The sequence below is a fragment of the Bacteroidota bacterium genome (genome assembly GCA_016706255.1).
GTDB lineage: Bacteria > Bacteroidota > Bacteroidia > Chitinophagales > BACL12 > UBA7236.
The window spans coordinates 502,513-521,129 of the sequence record JADJJZ010000006.1 but is presented as its reverse complement, the minus strand read 5'-3'; the positions used below and the strand labels follow the sequence as shown (position 1 = coordinate 521,129).

At 35.9% G+C, this 18,617-nt stretch carries 17 protein-coding genes; 7 read left to right on the top strand and 10 right to left on the bottom strand.

The window, feature by feature from the left end; genetic code table 11:
• Window position 1 precedes the first annotated feature (1 nt).
• Window positions 2–1,705 (bottom strand): potassium-transporting ATPase subunit KdpA, encoded by a 1,704-nt coding sequence (kdpA, locus tag IPI65_10895; GenBank protein MBK7442022.1) that lies wholly within the window; start codon window positions 1,703–1,705, stop codon window positions 2–4.
• Between the two features lie 4 nt (window positions 1,706–1,709).
• Window positions 1,710–1,835 (bottom strand): K(+)-transporting ATPase subunit F, encoded by a 126-nt coding sequence (gene kdpF / locus IPI65_10890; protein MBK7442021.1) that lies wholly within the window; start codon window positions 1,833–1,835, stop codon window positions 1,710–1,712.
• Here kdpF and IPI65_10885 point away from each other — a divergent pair.
• Window positions 1,780–1,977, top strand: coding sequence for a hypothetical protein (locus IPI65_10885; GenBank protein ID MBK7442020.1), 198 nt, complete (start codon window positions 1,780–1,782; stop codon window positions 1,975–1,977). The two genes, kdpF and IPI65_10885, sit on opposite strands and share 56 nt — an antisense overlap.
• A gap of 62 nt (window positions 1,978–2,039) precedes the next feature.
• On the opposite strand, the gene IPI65_10880 is transcribed toward IPI65_10885, so the two are convergent.
• Together IPI65_10880 and IPI65_10875 are read right to left on the bottom strand one after the other, a co-directional pair.
• The gene (locus IPI65_10880) at window positions 2,040–3,386 is read right to left on the bottom strand and encodes a sigma-54-dependent Fis family transcriptional regulator (protein ID MBK7442019.1); all 1,347 of its coding nucleotides are present in this window, start codon (window positions 3,384–3,386) and stop codon (window positions 2,040–2,042) included.
• A gap of 273 nt (window positions 3,387–3,659) precedes the next feature.
• Window positions 3,660–7,790 (bottom strand): helix-turn-helix domain-containing protein, encoded by a 4,131-nt coding sequence (locus IPI65_10875; protein ID MBK7442018.1) that lies wholly within the window; start codon window positions 7,788–7,790, stop codon window positions 3,660–3,662.
• A 249-nt stretch (window positions 7,791–8,039) separates the two neighbouring features.
• On the opposite strand from IPI65_10875, the gene IPI65_10870 reads away from it, so the two are divergent.
• Together IPI65_10870 and IPI65_10865 are read left to right on the top strand one after the other, a co-directional pair.
• The gene (locus IPI65_10870; GenBank protein MBK7442017.1) at window positions 8,040–8,783 is read left to right on the top strand and encodes a hypothetical protein; all 744 of its coding nucleotides are present in this window, start codon (window positions 8,040–8,042) and stop codon (window positions 8,781–8,783) included.
• 90 nt (window positions 8,784–8,873) lie between these two features.
• Window positions 8,874–10,244 (top strand): MFS transporter, encoded by a 1,371-nt coding sequence (locus tag IPI65_10865; GenBank protein MBK7442016.1) that lies wholly within the window; start codon window positions 8,874–8,876, stop codon window positions 10,242–10,244.
• A 263-nt stretch (window positions 10,245–10,507) separates the two neighbouring features.
• On the opposite strand, the gene IPI65_10860 is transcribed toward IPI65_10865, so the two are convergent.
• Window positions 10,508–11,197 (bottom strand): aminopeptidase P family protein, encoded by a 690-nt coding sequence (locus tag IPI65_10860; GenBank protein MBK7442015.1) that lies wholly within the window; start codon window positions 11,195–11,197, stop codon window positions 10,508–10,510.
• 209 nt (window positions 11,198–11,406) lie between these two features.
• Between IPI65_10860 and IPI65_10855 the strand changes: the two genes are divergently transcribed.
• Window positions 11,407–13,182 carry a hypothetical protein gene (locus tag IPI65_10855; protein MBK7442014.1) on the top strand — a complete coding sequence of 592 codons (1,776 nt, stop codon included), beginning with the start codon at window positions 11,407–11,409 and terminating at the stop codon, window positions 13,180–13,182.
• A 129-nt stretch (window positions 13,183–13,311) separates the two neighbouring features.
• On the opposite strand, the gene IPI65_10850 is transcribed toward IPI65_10855, so the two are convergent.
• From IPI65_10850 to IPI65_10830, 5 genes are all read right to left on the bottom strand, one after another.
• Complete coding sequence (locus IPI65_10850) at window positions 13,312–13,764, bottom strand: hypothetical protein (protein ID MBK7442013.1); 453 nt, start codon at window positions 13,762–13,764, stop codon at window positions 13,312–13,314.
• Between the two features lie 80 nt (window positions 13,765–13,844).
• The gene (locus IPI65_10845) at window positions 13,845–14,342 is read right to left on the bottom strand and encodes a YcxB family protein (GenBank protein ID MBK7442012.1); all 498 of its coding nucleotides are present in this window, start codon (window positions 14,340–14,342) and stop codon (window positions 13,845–13,847) included.
• 71 nt (window positions 14,343–14,413) lie between these two features.
• Window positions 14,414–14,962 (bottom strand): RNA 2'-phosphotransferase, encoded by a 549-nt coding sequence (locus IPI65_10840; GenBank protein MBK7442011.1) that lies wholly within the window; start codon window positions 14,960–14,962, stop codon window positions 14,414–14,416.
• A 133-nt stretch (window positions 14,963–15,095) separates the two neighbouring features.
• Window positions 15,096–15,533 (bottom strand): hypothetical protein, encoded by a 438-nt coding sequence (locus tag IPI65_10835; GenBank protein MBK7442010.1) that lies wholly within the window; start codon window positions 15,531–15,533, stop codon window positions 15,096–15,098.
• Window positions 15,534–15,566: 33 nt separating this feature from the next.
• Entirely contained in the window at window positions 15,567–16,271 is a 705-nt protein-coding gene (locus tag IPI65_10830; protein MBK7442009.1) for a DUF998 domain-containing protein, read from the bottom strand.
• Window positions 16,272–16,748: 477 nt separating this feature from the next.
• Here IPI65_10830 and IPI65_10825 point away from each other — a divergent pair, with 477 nt between their 5' ends.
• From IPI65_10825 to IPI65_10815, 3 genes are read left to right on the top strand one after another with little or no spacing between them, the layout of a single operon-like run.
• Entirely contained in the window at window positions 16,749–17,099 is a 351-nt protein-coding gene (locus IPI65_10825; GenBank protein MBK7442008.1) for an aspartate 1-decarboxylase, read from the top strand.
• Window positions 17,099–18,121 carry a flippase-like domain-containing protein gene (locus tag IPI65_10820; GenBank protein ID MBK7442007.1) on the top strand — a complete coding sequence of 341 codons (1,023 nt, stop codon included), beginning with the start codon at window positions 17,099–17,101 and terminating at the stop codon, window positions 18,119–18,121. The genes IPI65_10825 and IPI65_10820 overlap by 1 nt, the downstream gene beginning before the upstream one ends.
• Window positions 18,108–18,596 carry an adenylyltransferase/cytidyltransferase family protein gene (locus IPI65_10815; GenBank protein ID MBK7442006.1) on the top strand — a complete coding sequence of 163 codons (489 nt, stop codon included), beginning with the start codon at window positions 18,108–18,110 and terminating at the stop codon, window positions 18,594–18,596. The genes IPI65_10820 and IPI65_10815 overlap by 14 nt, the downstream gene beginning before the upstream one ends.
• Window positions 18,597–18,617: the final 21 nt, after the last annotated feature.

Below are 18,617 nucleotides of genomic sequence, written 5' to 3'. Positions count from 1 at the left end.
ATTATTTAATCATTGAAAAATATTCTGCTATTGGTCCAAGTGTGAGCACCGGAAAAAATGCAAGTGCTGCAACTATTGAAATAATAGCAAAAACTAAAAGACCGAATGTAGTGGTATCGGTTTTTAAGGTACCGTTGCTTTCCGGGATATATTTTTTTTGATACAAAATTCCTGCAATGGCTACAGGTCCGATAATAGGTAAATACCTTGCCAGTAACATGACAATTCCACAGGCAATATTCCAAAACGGTGTGTTGTCGCCCAAGCCTTCAAAACCACTGCCATTATTAGCGCTTGAGGATGTAAATTCATACAACATTTCGCTAAACCCGTGAAATCCGGGGTTGTTTAACCATCCGGCATATGCAACGGGATCCGACATATATAAAAAGCTTGAAATTGCAGTTGCAACCAATATTAAAAACGGATGTAACAGCGCAATTATCATTGCTATTTTCATTTCCCGCGCTTCGATTTTTTTACCTAAAAATTCGGGTGTTCTGCCAACCATTAAACCACTGATAAATACTGCAAGAATTATAAAAATGTAAAAGTTTAAAAACCCAACGCCTACCCCACCATAAAAACAATTAATCATCATACCTAATAAAGTGGTTAATCCGGTTAGTGGTGTCATACTATCGTGCATCGAATTTACTGATCCATTACTGGTTGCGGTGGTACTTGTTGCCCAAAAAGCAGAAGCCGCCGAACCAAATCGCACTTCTTTTCCCTCCATACTACCCAACGACTGATTTATTCCCATTTCTGTTATTTCCGGGTTACCATGCATTTCAAAATTGATTGTAGGTATTGCCAGCATTAAAAATCCGAATGTCATTACACCCATAATTGTCCATGCCAATTTTTTCCTGCGTAAAACATGGCCCATAGCAAATATCATAGCTATCGGAATTAAAATAATTGACACATTTTCGATGAAATTGGTCAGGTAATTCGGGTTCTCCATCGGGTTTGCAGAATTTGGTCCATAAAAACCTCCTCCATTTGTTCCTATTTGTTTTATAGCAACAAAAGCAGCAACAGGTCCCTGACTAATTTGTTGCTCGTTGCCTTCCACAGTGGTAATTGTATCCTTTCCGTTAAAGGTCATTGGTGTGCCGTTTAATATTAATAAAACAGCTACTACAAATGCAATAGGAAATAAAATACGCGTAGCACTCCTTACAAAAAAAGAATAAAAGTTGCCGAGGTTAGCGGCGGTTCTTTCTTTCATGGCATGAAAAACAACTGCACAAATTGCAATTCCCGTTGCAGCGCTGATAAATTGCCATAACATTAAAATTAATTGGCCGAAATACGACAAGCCGGTTTCTCCGGAATAATGTTGAAGATTTGTATTTGTAACAAAACTGACAGCAGTGTTAAACGCCAAATCAGCTTTCATACTTGGATTTTGATCCGGATTTAGTGGCAACCAATGCATATTGGTTAAAACGAGCATACATATAATAAACCAAATCAGGTTGATTGTAAGTAATGCTGAAAGGTGTTGCTTCCAGTTCATTGGATTTAATGGATCAATGCCACTGAGTTTGAAAAACAATTTATCAAGTGGATTAAACAGTTTATCCAACCAAGTTTTTTCATAGTTGAAAATCTTGCCGATATATTTTCCTAGCAGTATCGCCAAAATAATGGCAATACCATACATACTAATTACGCCTATAAGTTCAGAGTTCATAGCATTAAAATTTTTCAGGTTTAATAAGCACATAGCACATATATCCAAATACGCAAATCGCAATAATTAATAATATGATCATAACATCAAATTTTTTCGAACCAATTAATAAATTTGTAGAAAACGGCATAAATCAATATGCCCAATCCAATAAAAAACAACATATCCATAAAAAATATTTTGATTTCGAAACAGATGTTTCAATTCTTGTTCCGCAAAATGCACATCCGCCAAAACCCTTACTTAGCGTGGGTTTGAAGTTTTTACAATAAAATTTAAATTAAAAAACCCTATCGTTTCGACAGGGTGCAGCATAGCGTTTTGAAAGGGTAGTTTATTCTAAACCGTATTCGGTAATCTTTCTGTATAGGGTAGTTAAGGCAATATTGAGTAATTCTGCAGTTTTTGTTTTATTGCCATTTGTGTAATTTAAAACCTTTTGGATATGTATTTTTTCTGCACTGGCCAAATCAAATGCGGATAATTGTTTACCTGCTTCATGATGCACTAGTTTTTCTCTAAATTCTGTTGGCAAACTGACTAGATTTAACTCACTATCGTCAGTTAATATAACGCAACGTTCAATTATGTTCTTCAACTCACGAATATTACCCTGCCATTCATGTTGTTTTAATGCATCAATAAATTGTTGGGAAGCAGTATTTATTTTTTTGCCAGATTTGCCTGCAAATAAGGTTAAAAAATGTCGGACAAATAAGGGAATATCTGCAATTCTTTCACGCAGCGGAGGTAAGTGAATTTCAAAAACGGAAATCCGATAAAACAAATCCTGTCTGAAATTTCCTGCACTTATTTCCTTTTGCAGGTCACGATTTGTAGCAGAAATAATTCGTACGTTAATTTTTGTAGGCTTTGAATCACCAACGCGGATAAATTCTCCTGTTTCAAGTACACGTAATAATTTCGCCTGCAGGTCTAAAGCTAATTCACCAATTTCATCCAAAAATATAGTCCCGTTATTTGCTTCGGCGAATAAACCTTTCTGGTCTTTAATCGCCCCTGTAAATGCACCTGCTTTATGCCCAAACATTTCACTTTCCAACAATTCTTTACTAAATGCTGAACAGTTAACAGCAACAAAATTATGTTTACAACGCGGGCTTGCCTGATGAATAGCCTGAGCAAAAATTTCTTTTCCTGTGCCGGTTTCTCCGGTTAACAAAACAGTTGTATCGGTGGGCGCAACTTTTTTTGCCAGGGCAATGGCATCGGTAATTAGTTTTGATTGACCAATTATATTTTCGAAGGAATATGTGTTGGCTAATTGTTTTGAAAGCTGCTGAACACGTTGTGCCAATTCTGCTTTTTCGAATGCACGATTTAAAAGCGGGACGATTCTATTATTATCATCACCTTTTGTAATGTAATCGAATGCACCATTTTTAATGGCCTGAACGCCATCGGAAATTGTGCCATAGGCAGTAAGTAAAATAATTTCGATAAGTGGGTATTTCTCTTTAATTTTTTTTGACAGGTCTACACCATTATCGTCTGGCAACTTTACATCACAGAGCACAACATTTATATCATGCTGTTCTAATTTTTTCCACGCCGATTTCGCATCACCTGCATGAATAACATCGAATCCTTCCAGGCCGATAATTCTTGCCAGCAACAACCGTAGTTTCTCTTCGTCGTCTATAATTAAAACTTGTTTCACTTCCTGTTTTAAAAATTCCAAATCAAAGGTAGCATTATATTTTTTGATGCAGAATAATCAAAATACAAATGGCTTGGACAATCGTGCTCAAATTCGGCTGTTCGAACAGCAGCCACCGAGGTTGCCACATAAGCAAATTATCAGGTTTGCAGCACATTGGGCTGACAAATGGGTCAGCCCCTACGGAGCTTCGTATGAAATGATTACTCAAAATCGGCAGTTCGATTGGTACATTCGGAAATTGGTACATTATCTATTCGCTCACAACAATATCTACTTCGATTGAAATTCACTACTGCTTTGTCGCCACTCTTGGGGGGTTATTCCAAATTCCTGTTTAAATACACGGGTAAAGTATCCCGGGTCATTATATCCACATGCTAAAGCTACAGTAGCAATACTCAATGAATGATCAGTCAACAATTCTTTTGATTTATTCAATCGTACAATTCGTATAAATTTATTTGGAGAACAATCGATGAGCGCATATAATTTACGATGCAATTGTGAGTGGCTCATAAATATTAATTTGCATAATTGCTCAACACTGAATGTATAGTTATTAAAGTTTGCTTCTATTATTTCCCTTACCTTTTTTACAAATTCATGCTCCGGTTTTTCTTCAATACTAGTTTCCGGTTTTTCTTTTTTGTTATCTTCATCGGGTGTTGTTATCCCTATTTGTTTGCGGTAATACTGTTGCAGGCTTTTGCGCAACTCTAATAATTTTTTTATACGCAATAAGAGCTCCTCTTTATGAAATGGTTTTTGCAAATACACATCCGCTCCACTTTCCAATCCTTCTAACTTACTTTGAATATCTGCTTTGGCAGTTAAAATAATGATAGGAATATGACTCGTGCGCTCATCCATTCTCAGTTTTTTCACCATTTCAAAGCCATCAACATAAGGCATCATAACATCTGTAATAATAATATCAGGTATATTTTCAATTGCTATGTCAAAACCTTCTCTCCCATCTCTTCCAACCAACAATCTGTAATCGGTCAAACATCCGGCAGTATAGCCCACCACATCCTCATTATCTTCCACTAGCAAAATTAAAGGGATAGTGCTGTGGCTTATGGTTTCATTTACATAATTTATTTTTAATTTTTCCTCAATATTAACCTTTACATTTTTTTCATCGTGCTCAGGTATTAAATTAATTGACGCATCAATTAAATCTGATTTAGTCATAGGGATTCGGATAATAAATTCTGTCCCCTTACTTGCACCAACCGGCGGGCTTTTTACACCAATGGTACCATTCATTAATTTTATTAATTCCTTCGTAAGAGCAAGTCCGATGCCTGTACCTTCTGCTTTTCGTGTGTGACTGTTATCTAATTGTGTAAAGCGGTCGAAAATATGTGGAATTAGATTTTCAGGAATACCGATGCCCGTGTCTTTAACTTTTATTTCCACTTCAACCATATTACTACTGCTAATTGGTTCATAAGAAACACTCACATAAATATTGCCATATTCGGGTGTAAATTTCAATGCATTTGAAAACAAATTTGTAATTATTTGTCTTGTTTTTTCTGCATCAAAAACTACCTGCAGTTCATCTGCATTTGCTAAAAAGTGAAATTGTTTTTGCTGAGCTGATGCCAGGGATTGAAAAGACTCTACGATATATCTTAAATAAGCAATAAAATCGCCATCGCGCAAGTTTAAAATCATTTTTCCGCTTTCCAATTTCGAAAGATCCAGCATTTCATTTACTAACTTCAATAAATTTTCTCCATTTCGAAGAATCATGTCCACACCTTTATCTAAAAATTTATCAGGATCATTTTTAACCTGGTTCGCCATACCCAGAATAACGGTGAGCGGTGTTCGAAATTCATGTGTAATATTTGTGTAGAGCTGTGTTTTTACGACATCTAATTCTTTAATTCTTATGGCTTCCTGCTGTTCAAAATTTAATTGTGCTTTTAATTTTGCTTTATTTAATCTGAATTTAAAATAACTTCCAATGCCTATTGCAACTACTAAAATATAAAAAGTATAAGCCCACCATGTTCGCCACCAGGGTGGCAGAATTATAACATCTAATTCCACAATTTTACTGCTCCATTCACCTTTACTGTTACTTCCCTGCAACTTAAACGTGTAATTTCCTGACGGCAGATGCACATAGGTTGCTGTTCGTCGGTCACCGCTTTCCACCCAGCCTTCATCTATACCTTCTAATTTATACCTGTATTTATTTTGACCAGGAGCAGTAAAATCAAGCGATGAAAATTCAAGTGTTATAATATCCTGTTTATAGTTGAGTGTAATGCCATGCACAAATTCTATACTTTGCTGCATAACTCCGCTTTCGTCGTCAGGTAAAATTTCATTGTTACCTAGCAGTATTTTTGTAATAAAAACGTTTGGTATAAATCCTTTCCGCAATACAACAGCAGGATCAAAAATATTTAATCCATTTACACCACCAAAAGCTAAATACCCATTATCGAGTTTGGTGTAAGCGTGGGTATTAAATTCATCTTCCTGTAGTCCCGCAGCTTTGGTGAAATGTCTGAATTGCCAGCCATTACTTACTTTATTTGCATTCATCAGCAAACAAAAAATTCCATTATTGGTACTCCCCCAGATATTACCTTCTGCATCCGATAAAATTCCATACACCACATTATTACACAAACCTTCTTTAGTAGTAATATGGAAAAATGTATTTGAGCGTTTATCTAACCTGTTTAATCCACCACCTTTTGTAGCAACCCATAAAATATTTTTATCAGCGGGGTCATCCATAATACTAGAAACGTGGCTATAGCTTAAGGCTTTAATATCATCAGGATTGGTATTATACCATCTTACCTGAGTTTTAGAAGGCGCGTTAAATTCAAAGTTAATTTTTGCCAGACCTGTTTCAGTTCCTGCCCACACAGTGCCCTGCACATCCTCATATAACGCAGTTATTTGTGCACCTTTAAGCATTGGATTAATAAGATTCGTATTTATGGAAACAATTTTACCTTCTCCAGTTTTAGGATCTAATACATATATGGTTCCGCCAAAACCAATAAACCAGATATACCCTTTCCTATCTTCTATTTTCGGTTCACTGAGTAATTTCGATATCTCGGCATTAATCTTATAAATTTCAACAGCTCCTGTTACAGGGTTTATGTGCTCAATTACATCCACAACACTTCCATTTGGGCCACCCCTTTTTTTGCGTAAGCCCCAAATTGTTCTATCATTTCCAGCAATAAATTCATAATTGTCGAAGAGAAATTTGTCTTTATCTTCTGTAATTGTTTTTAGGTGGGCATCAAACTTTTTAACTCCTCCCCAACCGACAGCATAAAGCTGATCATTTTGCAATTCCAGTATTTTGCGAACACTGAATCCGGATCCGATATGATTAAATTGTTCGGCATCGGTTGTATATTTTCTAACACCATAACCATTCGTACCTACCCACACAATGCCTGAACGGTCCTTATAAAATTTTGTAGGTGTTATATCCGAAAAACTATAAACGCGGCATTTTTCCGGATCAAGCGGCTTGCCTTTCGTCCAGTTTTTAGTATCATAAATTTCTAATTTGGCTGAATCAGTAATGCCCAGCCACAATCTGTTTTTATCTGCTTCAAGCAAGAAAAATGTACCGTGCCCTTTAGCTATATTTTTTGAAAATAAAGAATATAATTCCGTGTCTTCAATTTTACTGAAAAACATATCGTTAATCCAAACTTCACCTGTTTCATCAGTATAGGATTGACCAAAATTCATATTTTCTTTTCTCCGGATTAGTGAACTGGTGCCCGGAATAAATTCATACAAGATGCCATCTGCAATAAGCCATACTTTTCCATGTTTATCTTTATATAAATGTGAAGCATTGTGCACTTCAGGTGTTTTCAAACGAACAATTTCCGGGTCCAGGTCTTTTTCAAAGAAATCGTCAGGTAAGGTTATAAGATGAATACTTTCTTCTTCAGGCATTACTAAAAAACGCCCATCATTTAATTCAATAATCGGTAATGAGATTTTATCATCGGCAAGGCTATTTTCATTTTTGGGGTCGTGCATAATGCGTCGAAAACTATCCCTGTTTTTATCATAAATATTTATTCCATTATCCGTTATAGCCCAAATTCTCCCTTTGCTGTCTTCATATAAATGATGCACGGTGTTGTTGCTTATTGAATTGGGGTCATATATATTATAGGTGTATTCTTTAAAAGTGTATCCATCGTAGCGGTTGAGTCCATCCTTAGTTCCGAACCACATAAAACCATCCCTATCCTGAATAATATCATGAATGTACCCCTGTGATAAGCCATCCGAGGTTGTAAGCCAATCATATTTAAGCTGTGCATGCACAGGCATTAAAAAACAACCGAGCAAAAGGGTTAAAAACAGGATGACTTTCATATAAAGCAGAAAGATTTGCCAATAAAGGTAAATTCAAAACGCAATTATTTACACTTCCTGACTACAAAATTGGCAATTGATTTAAAGTATGGTGATTTTGTCCTATAGTTGGGCCATTTGTCCTATTCTTTGCATGAAAAATTCGGTTTTTTGGTTAATCTATGCGCATGAAAAATGCGTGTATGGTGGAATTTTGCTGGAATAATTTATGATTTCTAAAATAATAATTAACCACAAAATCAAAAGAAAATGAAAATCAAATTAAACCTAAAGCCACTTGCTTTTATGCTGCTTATTATGGTAATGCCACTTTGGAGTATGGCACAAACCAAAAATGTAATATCTACACACCGGGTATTTCCAAAAATTGATAAGGTAAGCGAATTTGAGCGCGCACTTGCCAATCATGCTCAAAAATATCATTCAGGTGATGCTGCCTGGAGGGTTTTTGCAATTCAAACAGGTCCTGATATGGGTGGATATCAAATTACTGAAGGACCAAAAACATGGGAAAGTGAAGATTCCAGAGGCGACCTTGGTGCTGCCCATATGGAAGATTGGAACAAAAACGTTGCAATTTATTTAACCGACAAACAATCGGCAGGCTACTATGAATTTATTGATTCACTAAGTTCAGTTGCGATAGGTGATGTTACAGATAAAATAAATATTACACATGTGTATCCGAAAATGGGTCAAAACGATAATGTGGTACTCATGATTAAAAGATTACAAAAAACTTGGGAAGCGTCCGGGGTTTCGGTTGCTGTGTATAAATCAAACTCGTCAGGGCAATTTCATTATTTAATTGTGACAAGGTATAAAGAAGGTTTAAAAGAAAAAACTCCCGGTTTCCGCAAACCATTTAAAGATGCGTATGAAGAAGTAAACGGACAAGGATCCTATGCGCAATATCAGAAAGACCTTGCAGAATATCTTGAGCAAAGCTGGAGTGAATTGCTTTTTGTGAAGAAAGATTTAGGCTCAAAATAATACAGCCACTTTAGTTAATTAAAACCATTTCAAATGGGAAGAGTAATAATTTATTGCTCTTCCCTCTTTCAAGCTCTTAACAAGAATATCATGCAAACAACTTTGACAATTCAGCAAAGGAAAAATAGGATTTTACCGGCGCTCGCTGAAAATAAATTACTGCGATATTTCAATTTTATAGCCTTGTATTTTGCTCAGGGTGTGCCTGAAGGAATGCTTGCTTTGGGTATACCTGCGTGGATGGCTATGAACGGGAAAACGCCTGGCGAAATTTCTGCATTTGCTATCATAATTGTTTTGCCATGGAGTTTTAAATTTATTGCGGCACCAATGATGGATCGATATACTTATTTACCGATGGGAAGAAAACGACCGTGGGTGCTTTTGGGGCAACTGGGTTTGGTGCTCAGTTGTATTTATATGGCGTATGTTCCGGATCCTTTAAACAACTTAAATCAATTAATGATAGCCGCATTTTTTGTTTCCTGCTTTGGTGCTTTTCAGGATATTGCTACGGATGGCATGGCAGTTGATTTAATTCCGGGAGACCAACAGGCAAAAGCCAATGGTTTAATGTGGGGTTCAAAAGTGATTGGCTTATCGGTTTCACTTGCAGCATGTAGTTTAATTTTAAATATATATGACTTTAAGACTGCAATGCTTACAGTGGCAGTTGCAATCGGAGTTATCATGTTAGTTCCTGCATTTTTAAGGGAAAGAAATGGTGAAAAATTAGCCCCATGGTCAAAAGGTAAACCTTCATCGGATACGCAAAATTTGCAACTGAATGACTGGCGGGCCATTTTCAAATCTTTATTTAAAGTATTTACATTACGTAATTCTTTACTCATTGCCTTGATGTTATTTATTTGTCAGGGAGGTTCAAAATATATGGGCACTTTACTTCCTATTTTTACTGTTAAAGAATTGGGGTGGACAAATGTTGAATATTCTAATTATTACGCTTCTGCAAAACTCATTGGTGGAATTTTGGGAATGGTCATTGGCGGAATTCTTATAGATAGATATGGCAAAAAGAAAATGATCAATATTTACTTTTTTTGTTTTATACTTTTCGTTTCCATTTTATCATTTTCTAAAGTGTATTGGTCAGATAAAAGTTTTATATTGGCTTTTATGATTGCACAAAATATAATTTTTACGTTAAACTGTATAGCCGTTTATGCTGTTGCTATGCAATGCTGCTGGAAAAAGATTTCAGCGAGCCAGTTTACATTATATATGACTATTGCCAATATGGGGCAAATGACATTTGCTACATTTATAGGACCAATGACAGAAAATTTTAACTGGCAAATTTCACTACTTGCATTCGCAGGTATTATTGCATTAGCGTGGTTTGTGCTACAATTTGTAAACATTGATAAACAAATAGAGCAGGTAATGCACCTTGAAAAAAGCGATTTGGAAAACGAAGAGCACATTAATCGGGTATTATAAATTTTGACAATTTAATAGGTTTAATAATATATTGGCTTTAATTAGCAATAAATGGCGAAGTTACTTTATTCAAAAATTCATACTTGAGTTACTGATAAAATATATTAGTCATCAGAAAACAATACAACTACTAATTCATTTTTAATTTTACGAGCTCTGCTATACCAATGGAAACAAGAACACACATGTTAATTATTAATGAATTTATATTGTATTTACAGAGTAAAATATACAAGAATGATATACTAAACAAGTTGACAGATTTACACCATCAATTGCTCAAAAAATCCGCCAATTTCTTTTTCCCGGTCAATGAAATGGATTTCTAAAATCCAATGGCGTTTGTTGCCGTTTGCATCGGGTAAAAACATATCGTTTGGGTTGCCGGGGTGGACGTATAAACCATAATTTTGAGGTTCGAGTCGTTCATGCGGAAAATGTCCGATAAGGTGACCTGCAAGTTGTCCGCCATATTCCCAGCCATATATTTTTGCGAGGTTGCAGATGTATGCATGAAAATCGGCGCCGGTTAAACTGTTATGTTGCAAATACCAATTTTTAGCTTCATACCATGCTTTTTCAATGTCCTGTTTTAATTTCATTTTCAGCGGGTCATTACCAATTACAAATGTTCTTCCAAAATCGGCTTCCCATTCTTCGAAAATGGGCCCGAAGTCGAGAAATAAAATATCATCATCTTGTATGGTTAAATCAGGTGGATTTTCATCATATGGAACCAGTGTATTTTTTCCTGCGCGCACAATTCGTTTATGCCAATATTTTTCGATGCCGAATAATTCATTTGCGAGATTAAATATTTCGGTATTTAATTGTTGTTCGGTTTTACCGGGGGTAATTAAATTGCGTGCTGATATTGCATCAAAAAGTTGTTCGGCTTTTTGTTCAGCTTCAATCAGGTTTTGGAGGACTTTAGACATATTGTTTTTTTGCATGTTTAAAATAACTGCATTCAAATCTACCCATTTTGATTTATGAATTGCAACTTTTAGCTGTGCCATTGGCTCTGAGCAGCTCCAAAGTGCAAAAAATTGACTTCAAATTATACTTATAAACGGAAAAACTGTAAATTTGAAATATGCCCCGTTTCGTTTTTATGCTCTGTTGCATTACTGTTTTGCACTTAAGTGTAAGGGCTCAAAATTTGGTCCCAAATCCAAGTTTTGAGTTGCATGATTATTGTCCCTATGACACAGCTACAATATTTCAGGTTTCTAACACATTTATAGCAGATTGGCATGCAGCCACTGATGGCAGTCCGGATTATTTTAATGTTTGTGATGGCTTAACGTTTGACTCAATGGTATACATACCATTTAACATGTACACTGAGAATCAACCAACTCACAGTGGGAATGCCTATGTCGGCTTAACGATTATTTCTGACCAGGCAAGCCATAGAGAATATATTCAGGTGCAGTTAACCGATTCGTTGGTTGCCGGTGAATTTTATTATTTTGAAACATGGCTGGCAACTGCTATGCGCCAATTGGATATTTTTTGGGAGACAACAAAATTTTTTACCAGCGATGACATCGGTGTTTATTTTTCTAAAAACAGAATTACCGATTTTGCCGAAAGTGATACACTGGGCGTTGATGCACATCTTTCCAATTTAGATGGCAATTACATTTTAAACCCCGGTACCTGGAACCAAATGAATGGATATTATTTAGCAACAGGTGGCGAAAAGTGGATGACCATTGGCAACTTTAAACCGGATGAAACAACAGATACCCTTTTTTTACCCGATGAATATTGCCCCTGTATAGAACATTGGAAATCGTATTTTTTTATTGATGATGTTTCTTTAACACATGCACCACAACATTTTTTGCAGGATACCATGATTTGTGAAAATGATACACTTGTGCTGGATATAAATCTTGGCGAAGGCAACTACTTATGGAGTACCGGCGAAACCGGTAAAACAATTCATATAACCGATGCAGGGTTATACTGGTTGCAATATGATAATGGGTTCCAAATTGTTGCTGATAGTACCTATGTATCAGAACATGTAGATTCCGTTTTTACATCTGCAATGGACACCTCAATTTGTAACGACGAGCTACCAATAACATTATATAGTCCTGCAGTTTATGAAACCTATTTATGGAGTAATGGATACACAACTGCATCTGCTGAAATATTTGAAAACGGCACCACTATTTTAACAAGCCGCTTAAAGTGTAATACCTATATTGATTCGTTTAATGTAATTGCGCCACCACTTCCGCCCGACAGTATTTTATTTTTCGATTTCAATGATATTGTATTTTGTGCAACTAATGAACCGATTACATTAACTGCCCCTGCCAATATGGAACATTATTTGTGGAGTACCGGAGATACCACACAATCTGTTTCGATTTTACAACCAGGCACATATAGCGTTCATTATTCAGTTCCTTGTTATGATTTTTTTGATTATGTAACCATTTATGAGGATGCTTATAAAGATGCCGTTATTGATTTAGGTGATTCAATTGATTTATGTGAAACAGGAAATTATACTGCTGTATTAAATGCAGGTGTTTTATCCAACTATTTATGGAATACAGGTGCAACCACGCAGGAAATAATCATTCAGGATACAGGTCGTTATTATGTGACCAGCACTACGCTATGCAAAATATTAAGTGACACTGTTGTAGTAACCGATTGTAGATTATTAACTGACGCGTTAATATTATATCCCAATCCCTCATTTGGTGTTGTGCAAATTGAGTCGAAAAATGAATTATACCTGCCGGAAGCTCATCTTGAAATGTTATCGTTTCAAGGGATAGTGTGGGAAACCAATTTTGATTTCCATAACTTAATTATATTGGACTTTTCGAAATTTGCAAAAGGATATTATTTACTTAGAATGATATCAGGAGAAAAGGTTTATTATTTTGATTTAGTGTTGCAGTAGGGATGATGGGGAGTGCAATAATTCTAATTTTAAGCATTTGAATGTAATTTGCCTAACGGTCGGGAGACCGCGGTTCGGATGCATGGTCGGAGACCATGCATAGCATCACCTGTTTAAATAAATTAAAAATTATTTAGCGCCGGTATTTGAATGGGTAGTTTTAAATAAGTTATACCAATAATAAATTTGAATTACAACTATCAAAATCATTGAATAAAAAAATGTTTTTAAATAATAATTTCCCAATTGGCCTTCACGCACATAGTCCATAAATTGATTTTGCAATACAGAAATTTGCAAATACTGACATAACATCCAAAGTGGGACAGTAAGTAAAATATGTAATATTAGCTTGTAAACTTTAATTGTGGGACTTCGTTTTGAGAGTTGTTTGTATAACAAAATATTTAGAATACCAAGTATACTGCAAGCGATGTACAAATACGTATTATTAAATTGTATATGCCATCCGGGAATTATTAAGAAATAATTACTAAAGCCGTGGTAATAATATAGTCCAAGGGCATATAAGAGTATGCTGAGTGTGAAAATGTAGGCGGCGTGGGTGGTTTTAATTAGCATTTTTGTGAGGAGCTAAGGGTCGGGAGACCCGGGTTCGGATGCATGGTCGGAGACCATGCATAGCGGGTTATTTATTTTATTTATGGGGTTTGTAAATTTGATAGTAATTTTCGTTGAACCAATGCTTTAAATTCAGTTTCTTCCTCTGGGTTGCTAAATACGCGTTTTGGGATTACTATTGCCATGTTGGAATCCATAAACAAATAATATGCTTTGGCGGCTTCTTTGAAACTTTTAATAACCTGCCAGCGATGCACAGCTTCTGAGTTTTGGGAATTAAACAGAATTTGTTCTTCGTTAAATGTATACACATTTTCACCCAAAATTGCTCCATCATTGTCGGGAACATTTTTAGCTCTTTTTAAAATTCTGGAAATTGCAAAATAATAAAACAAGCCGGCACCAATTACTGAAATGATGGTTGCAAACAAATTAAACCCATTTAGACTTAATACTATCTCGAGTACCGCAACCATAATTACCATTGATATTACATTTTTTTTAAACTGCGTATGATAAAAATGGTACTTGGTAAATTCATAATACTCCTGACGCGTGATTTGTACAGTTAATTTCATTGTTTAGGTTTTGATATTATGCGATTTTAAAGGTGTTATAAATTACAATTAGGTTGTGTGGAAGTGCGTTTTTATTCATCATTAATTTGTAAATACCTGACAGGCACATTATCTGTTAGCCATACGCCGTTGTCTGAAATGTAGAAAATGTAGTTGTCGTTGAACATTTGTTGGGCAAACACTTTGAATATTTTTGGTTTTCCGTGGCGTTGTCCGACTTTGATGGCGGTGGTGATATCGGCGCTTAAATGGACGTGTTGACGGTTGCGCTTTTCAAGGCCGGATTGTAAAATTGAAGCGACAGATTTTTCACCTGTTCCATGATATAATATTTCGGGTGGTTGCTGATTGGTATATCCTAATTCTATTTCTATGGAATGGCCCTGACTTGCACGAATTTTATCTTGTGTATCGTTAAAAGCAAATCGCTTTTTGGGATTTGTTGCAACAATATGGTTTAAAATTGTTTGGTCGATTTTAATGCCATGCGCATTTACTTTTTCAATTAATACTGCTACATCTGCCCAGCCATTTTGGTCGAGTTGAAGACCGATTAATTCGGGTTGATGTCGTAAAACCAGGCTTAGAAATTTGCTGATTTTTGTGTCGTTGGTTTGCATTGAGGTGGTTTTATTTGGGTTATTGGGATTGCAAATTAGCGGTTTTATTTTGAATATGTTGAATTGGAGCTAGCGGTCGGGAGACCGCGGTTCGGATGCATGGTCGGAGACCATGCATAGCTTTTAATGCTATTTATTCATCCTCCATTGATGCGATTTCGAATAATTTCACAAAATTTGGTGCTGCACGTAGTTTATTATTAAAATCAGCTTCAGAAATTTCTTTATAACGTTTTATAATAAAATTTTTTTCGGTATTGGAGATGATTTTTCGTTTAACTTCATCTAAAGTCATTTTTCTATCAGTTAATTCCAAATTCAATTCCATAAGGTTTTTTGTTGGCATAAAAAATGAAAAAATAGTAGTTTCTCTACTGATTATTTTTTCAAAAGTGACTTTTAAAACCTTTCCTTCACTATCGATAATTAATCGTTGTAAATGTTTTTCTAATTCATTTTCCTTTATATAAAATGGGCCACCCCATTTAGTTTCTAGTTCATAAACACATTCACCTTCGAAAACCCAGTCGGTAAGCTCAAGTATCGGGAATACAATGTTTGGATCAACCATAGTGTTTCATGCTTTTTTTAAAAATAATGAAATTTATTTATCAAATTTAATTTTAGCGGTCGGGAGGCCGCTGTTCGGATGTATGGTCGGAGACCATGCATAGCGGGACATTTTATTTTTTATAAAGTAGGCAAAATAAACAACCCAAACCATAAAAGGAATTAATGCAAAGCGTTGAAACAGGCCATTACAGTTTGAAAAAATATTTTGCGCTGCAGGAACTTTGGTTACATAGGTAAAGCAGATAAAAAATATTGTTGAAGTTATAGCAAAAAAGAGGGTTACGTTTTTTAATGGATTTAAATATGCTATTTTTTTGAATAGTTTTAGAAACACCCACAAACTTATTGGAATAATTAAAAATACTAACCCTCCTAAAACACCATGGATTATCCCATGAATACTTTTTTGATCTGCAAATATTGTATTGGGGTCGGTTACAAACGGGCCGGAAAAAAAGAAACAAACGGAGAGAATCAAAAGCAAAACCGGCCCTGCAACCGATAACTTGGTTTTGCGAAAATCGATTATTAATTGAAAACTAAATACAAACAATAAAAAGCCAAATATTAAAAAATTGACAATTTGAATCCAACCTCTTTCTCCGAGGGATAATTCGCTAATAAAATTTTTTATTGGTGAATAATTATCGCGAAAAGCACCTTCAATTGTAAAAATTAACACAAAAATTATTGGGGCAATTATACCACAGTAAACAGATTGTAGATTCTTTTTCATTTATCAAATTTAAGGTAGCACAATTAAATCATTTTTGTTGTTAAACGCATTTTTGAGGAAAAAACAAAATGTCACATTTTTGGATAATTCAAATATCATTTTTTCTAAATTTAAATGCCTACAAGCCATAATTTTTATTTTTTTCCCATAATTTGAATGTCACTTTTTACTTAAATTTTTACAAATCGTTTTTGTGATAGCAACTGAAAAAGGTGACCTAGCCCGGGGCGTAGCGGAAAGCCCGCAGGAGCCGGAACGCAGTGGAGGCGACGAGGACTTGGAGCGGAGCACCGGAAGGGATTTTGTTGGCGTGGGGGATGGTGATGCTCCAAATATGGATAAACAACTACTTTTCTGTTTTTAGTGGGTCGGTGACCCGGATTCTGATGCATGGTCGGAGACCAAGCATAGCGGGTGGTCGGAGACCGTGCATAGCGGTGGTCGATATTACTAAAAACCCCTACCTTTGCACTCGCTATGCGTATAGAAATTTTGAAAAGCAAGATCCACAGGGTTCGGGTTACGGAGGCTAATTTGAATTATATTGGCAGCATTACAATTGATGAGGATTTGATGGATGCGGCAAACATGATTGAAAATGAAAAGGTGCAGGTGCTGAATGTGGCGAATGGCGAGCGTTTGGAGACCTACATTATTAAAGGTGAACGCGGTTCGGGCACAATTTGTTTGAACGGGCCTGCCGCCAGAAAAGTGGAACCTGAAGATGTTGTGATTATTTGTGCCTATGCCTCGATGGATTTTGAGGAAGCGAAAAAATTTGTCCCAACGGTGATTTTTCCGGATAGTAAAACAAACTCCTTGCGCTGATGCTCAACCGGAAACTGTTTTTTAATATTTTAAAATTTGTTGTTTTTCTGGGTATCGGTTTATTGCTTATTTGGTATATCACTAAAGACCTTACCGCCGAGCAAAAACTGGAAGTGCGCAACTCATTTCGCAATGCCAATTACTGGTGGGTGGGGCTATCGATTGCGATTGGTATTTTAAGTCATTATGTGCGTGCCCTGCGCTGGAAAATGATGATGCAGCCGATGGGTTATAATCCGCGTATTTCAACTACTTTTTATGCTGTTATGGTGGCTTACCTCACCAAAATGGCCGTTTCATATATTGGCGAGGTTACCCGCTGCGGAATTTTACAACGTTATGAAAAGGTTCCGGTAGAAAAAGGACTGGGAACAATTGTAGTGGAGCGGGCTGTGGATTTACTTTGCCTTATTTTGGTAATTATTTTAATGTTTTTGGTTCAGTTTTCACTGATTTATAGTTTTTTTATTGAAAAGGTAGTTACGCCAATCAGCGATAAATTTTCGTCGGGTTTAAATATGCTGCTCATTTTAGGGGGTTGTGCAATTGCATTGGGTTTGGTGACTTATTTTTTAATTCGTCGTTTTAAACATACAGAGGCTTATGTGCGCCTGCGTATTATGATTATGAATGTGCGTGATGGTATTTACGCTGTGCGTCATCTGAAAAATTTCCCCTTATTTATTTTTTATTCGGTGTTTATCTGGGTGTGTTATTTTGCGATGGTTTGGGTGTGTTTTTACGCCCTGGAACAAACCATGCACCTCGGTTTAACTGAGGCGCTGGCGGTGCTGGTATTTGGCACCATCGGTATTATAAGCACCCCGGGTGGTATTGGCGCTTATCAGCTAATTGTTACCGAAACACTTGTGGCGCTGTATGGTTTAGACCGAGCTTATGCCATTAGCTATAGCTGGCTGGCCTGGAGTGCACAAACTGTGATGATAATTTTTATTGGAGTAATTTCATTATTACTTTTATCCCGCGTTAAACCTTTAACCACCGCAGATGAAACGAACTGAAATTGCCCAAAATAAATTGTTTCAAATAAAGGATTTGTTACAACAAATCGCAGTATGGCGATTTCAAAACCGCAAGATTGTTTTTACCAACGGTTGTTTTGATATTTTACATAAAGGTCATGCACATATTATTAATGCATGTGGCGATTTGGGATATAATGCTGCAGTAATTGTCGCCATAAATACTGATGCATCGGTTAAAAAATTAAAAGGTGAAAACAGACCCATTAATAATGAAGAGGATCGCGCATTAATGCTTGCCAATATGCATGGTGTTGATGCGGTTATTTTATTTGATGCAGACACACCATATGAATTAATTAAAACAATTAAACCTGATTACCTTGTAAAAGGTGGCGATTATACTGCTGAAAATATTGTTGGGGCAGATATTATGAAAAGCTCCGGCGGGCAGGTTGTTATAGTGCCTTATTTAAATAATTATTCAACAACATTAATACTCGAAAGAAAATAAATAGCTGACTATTATTTTTTA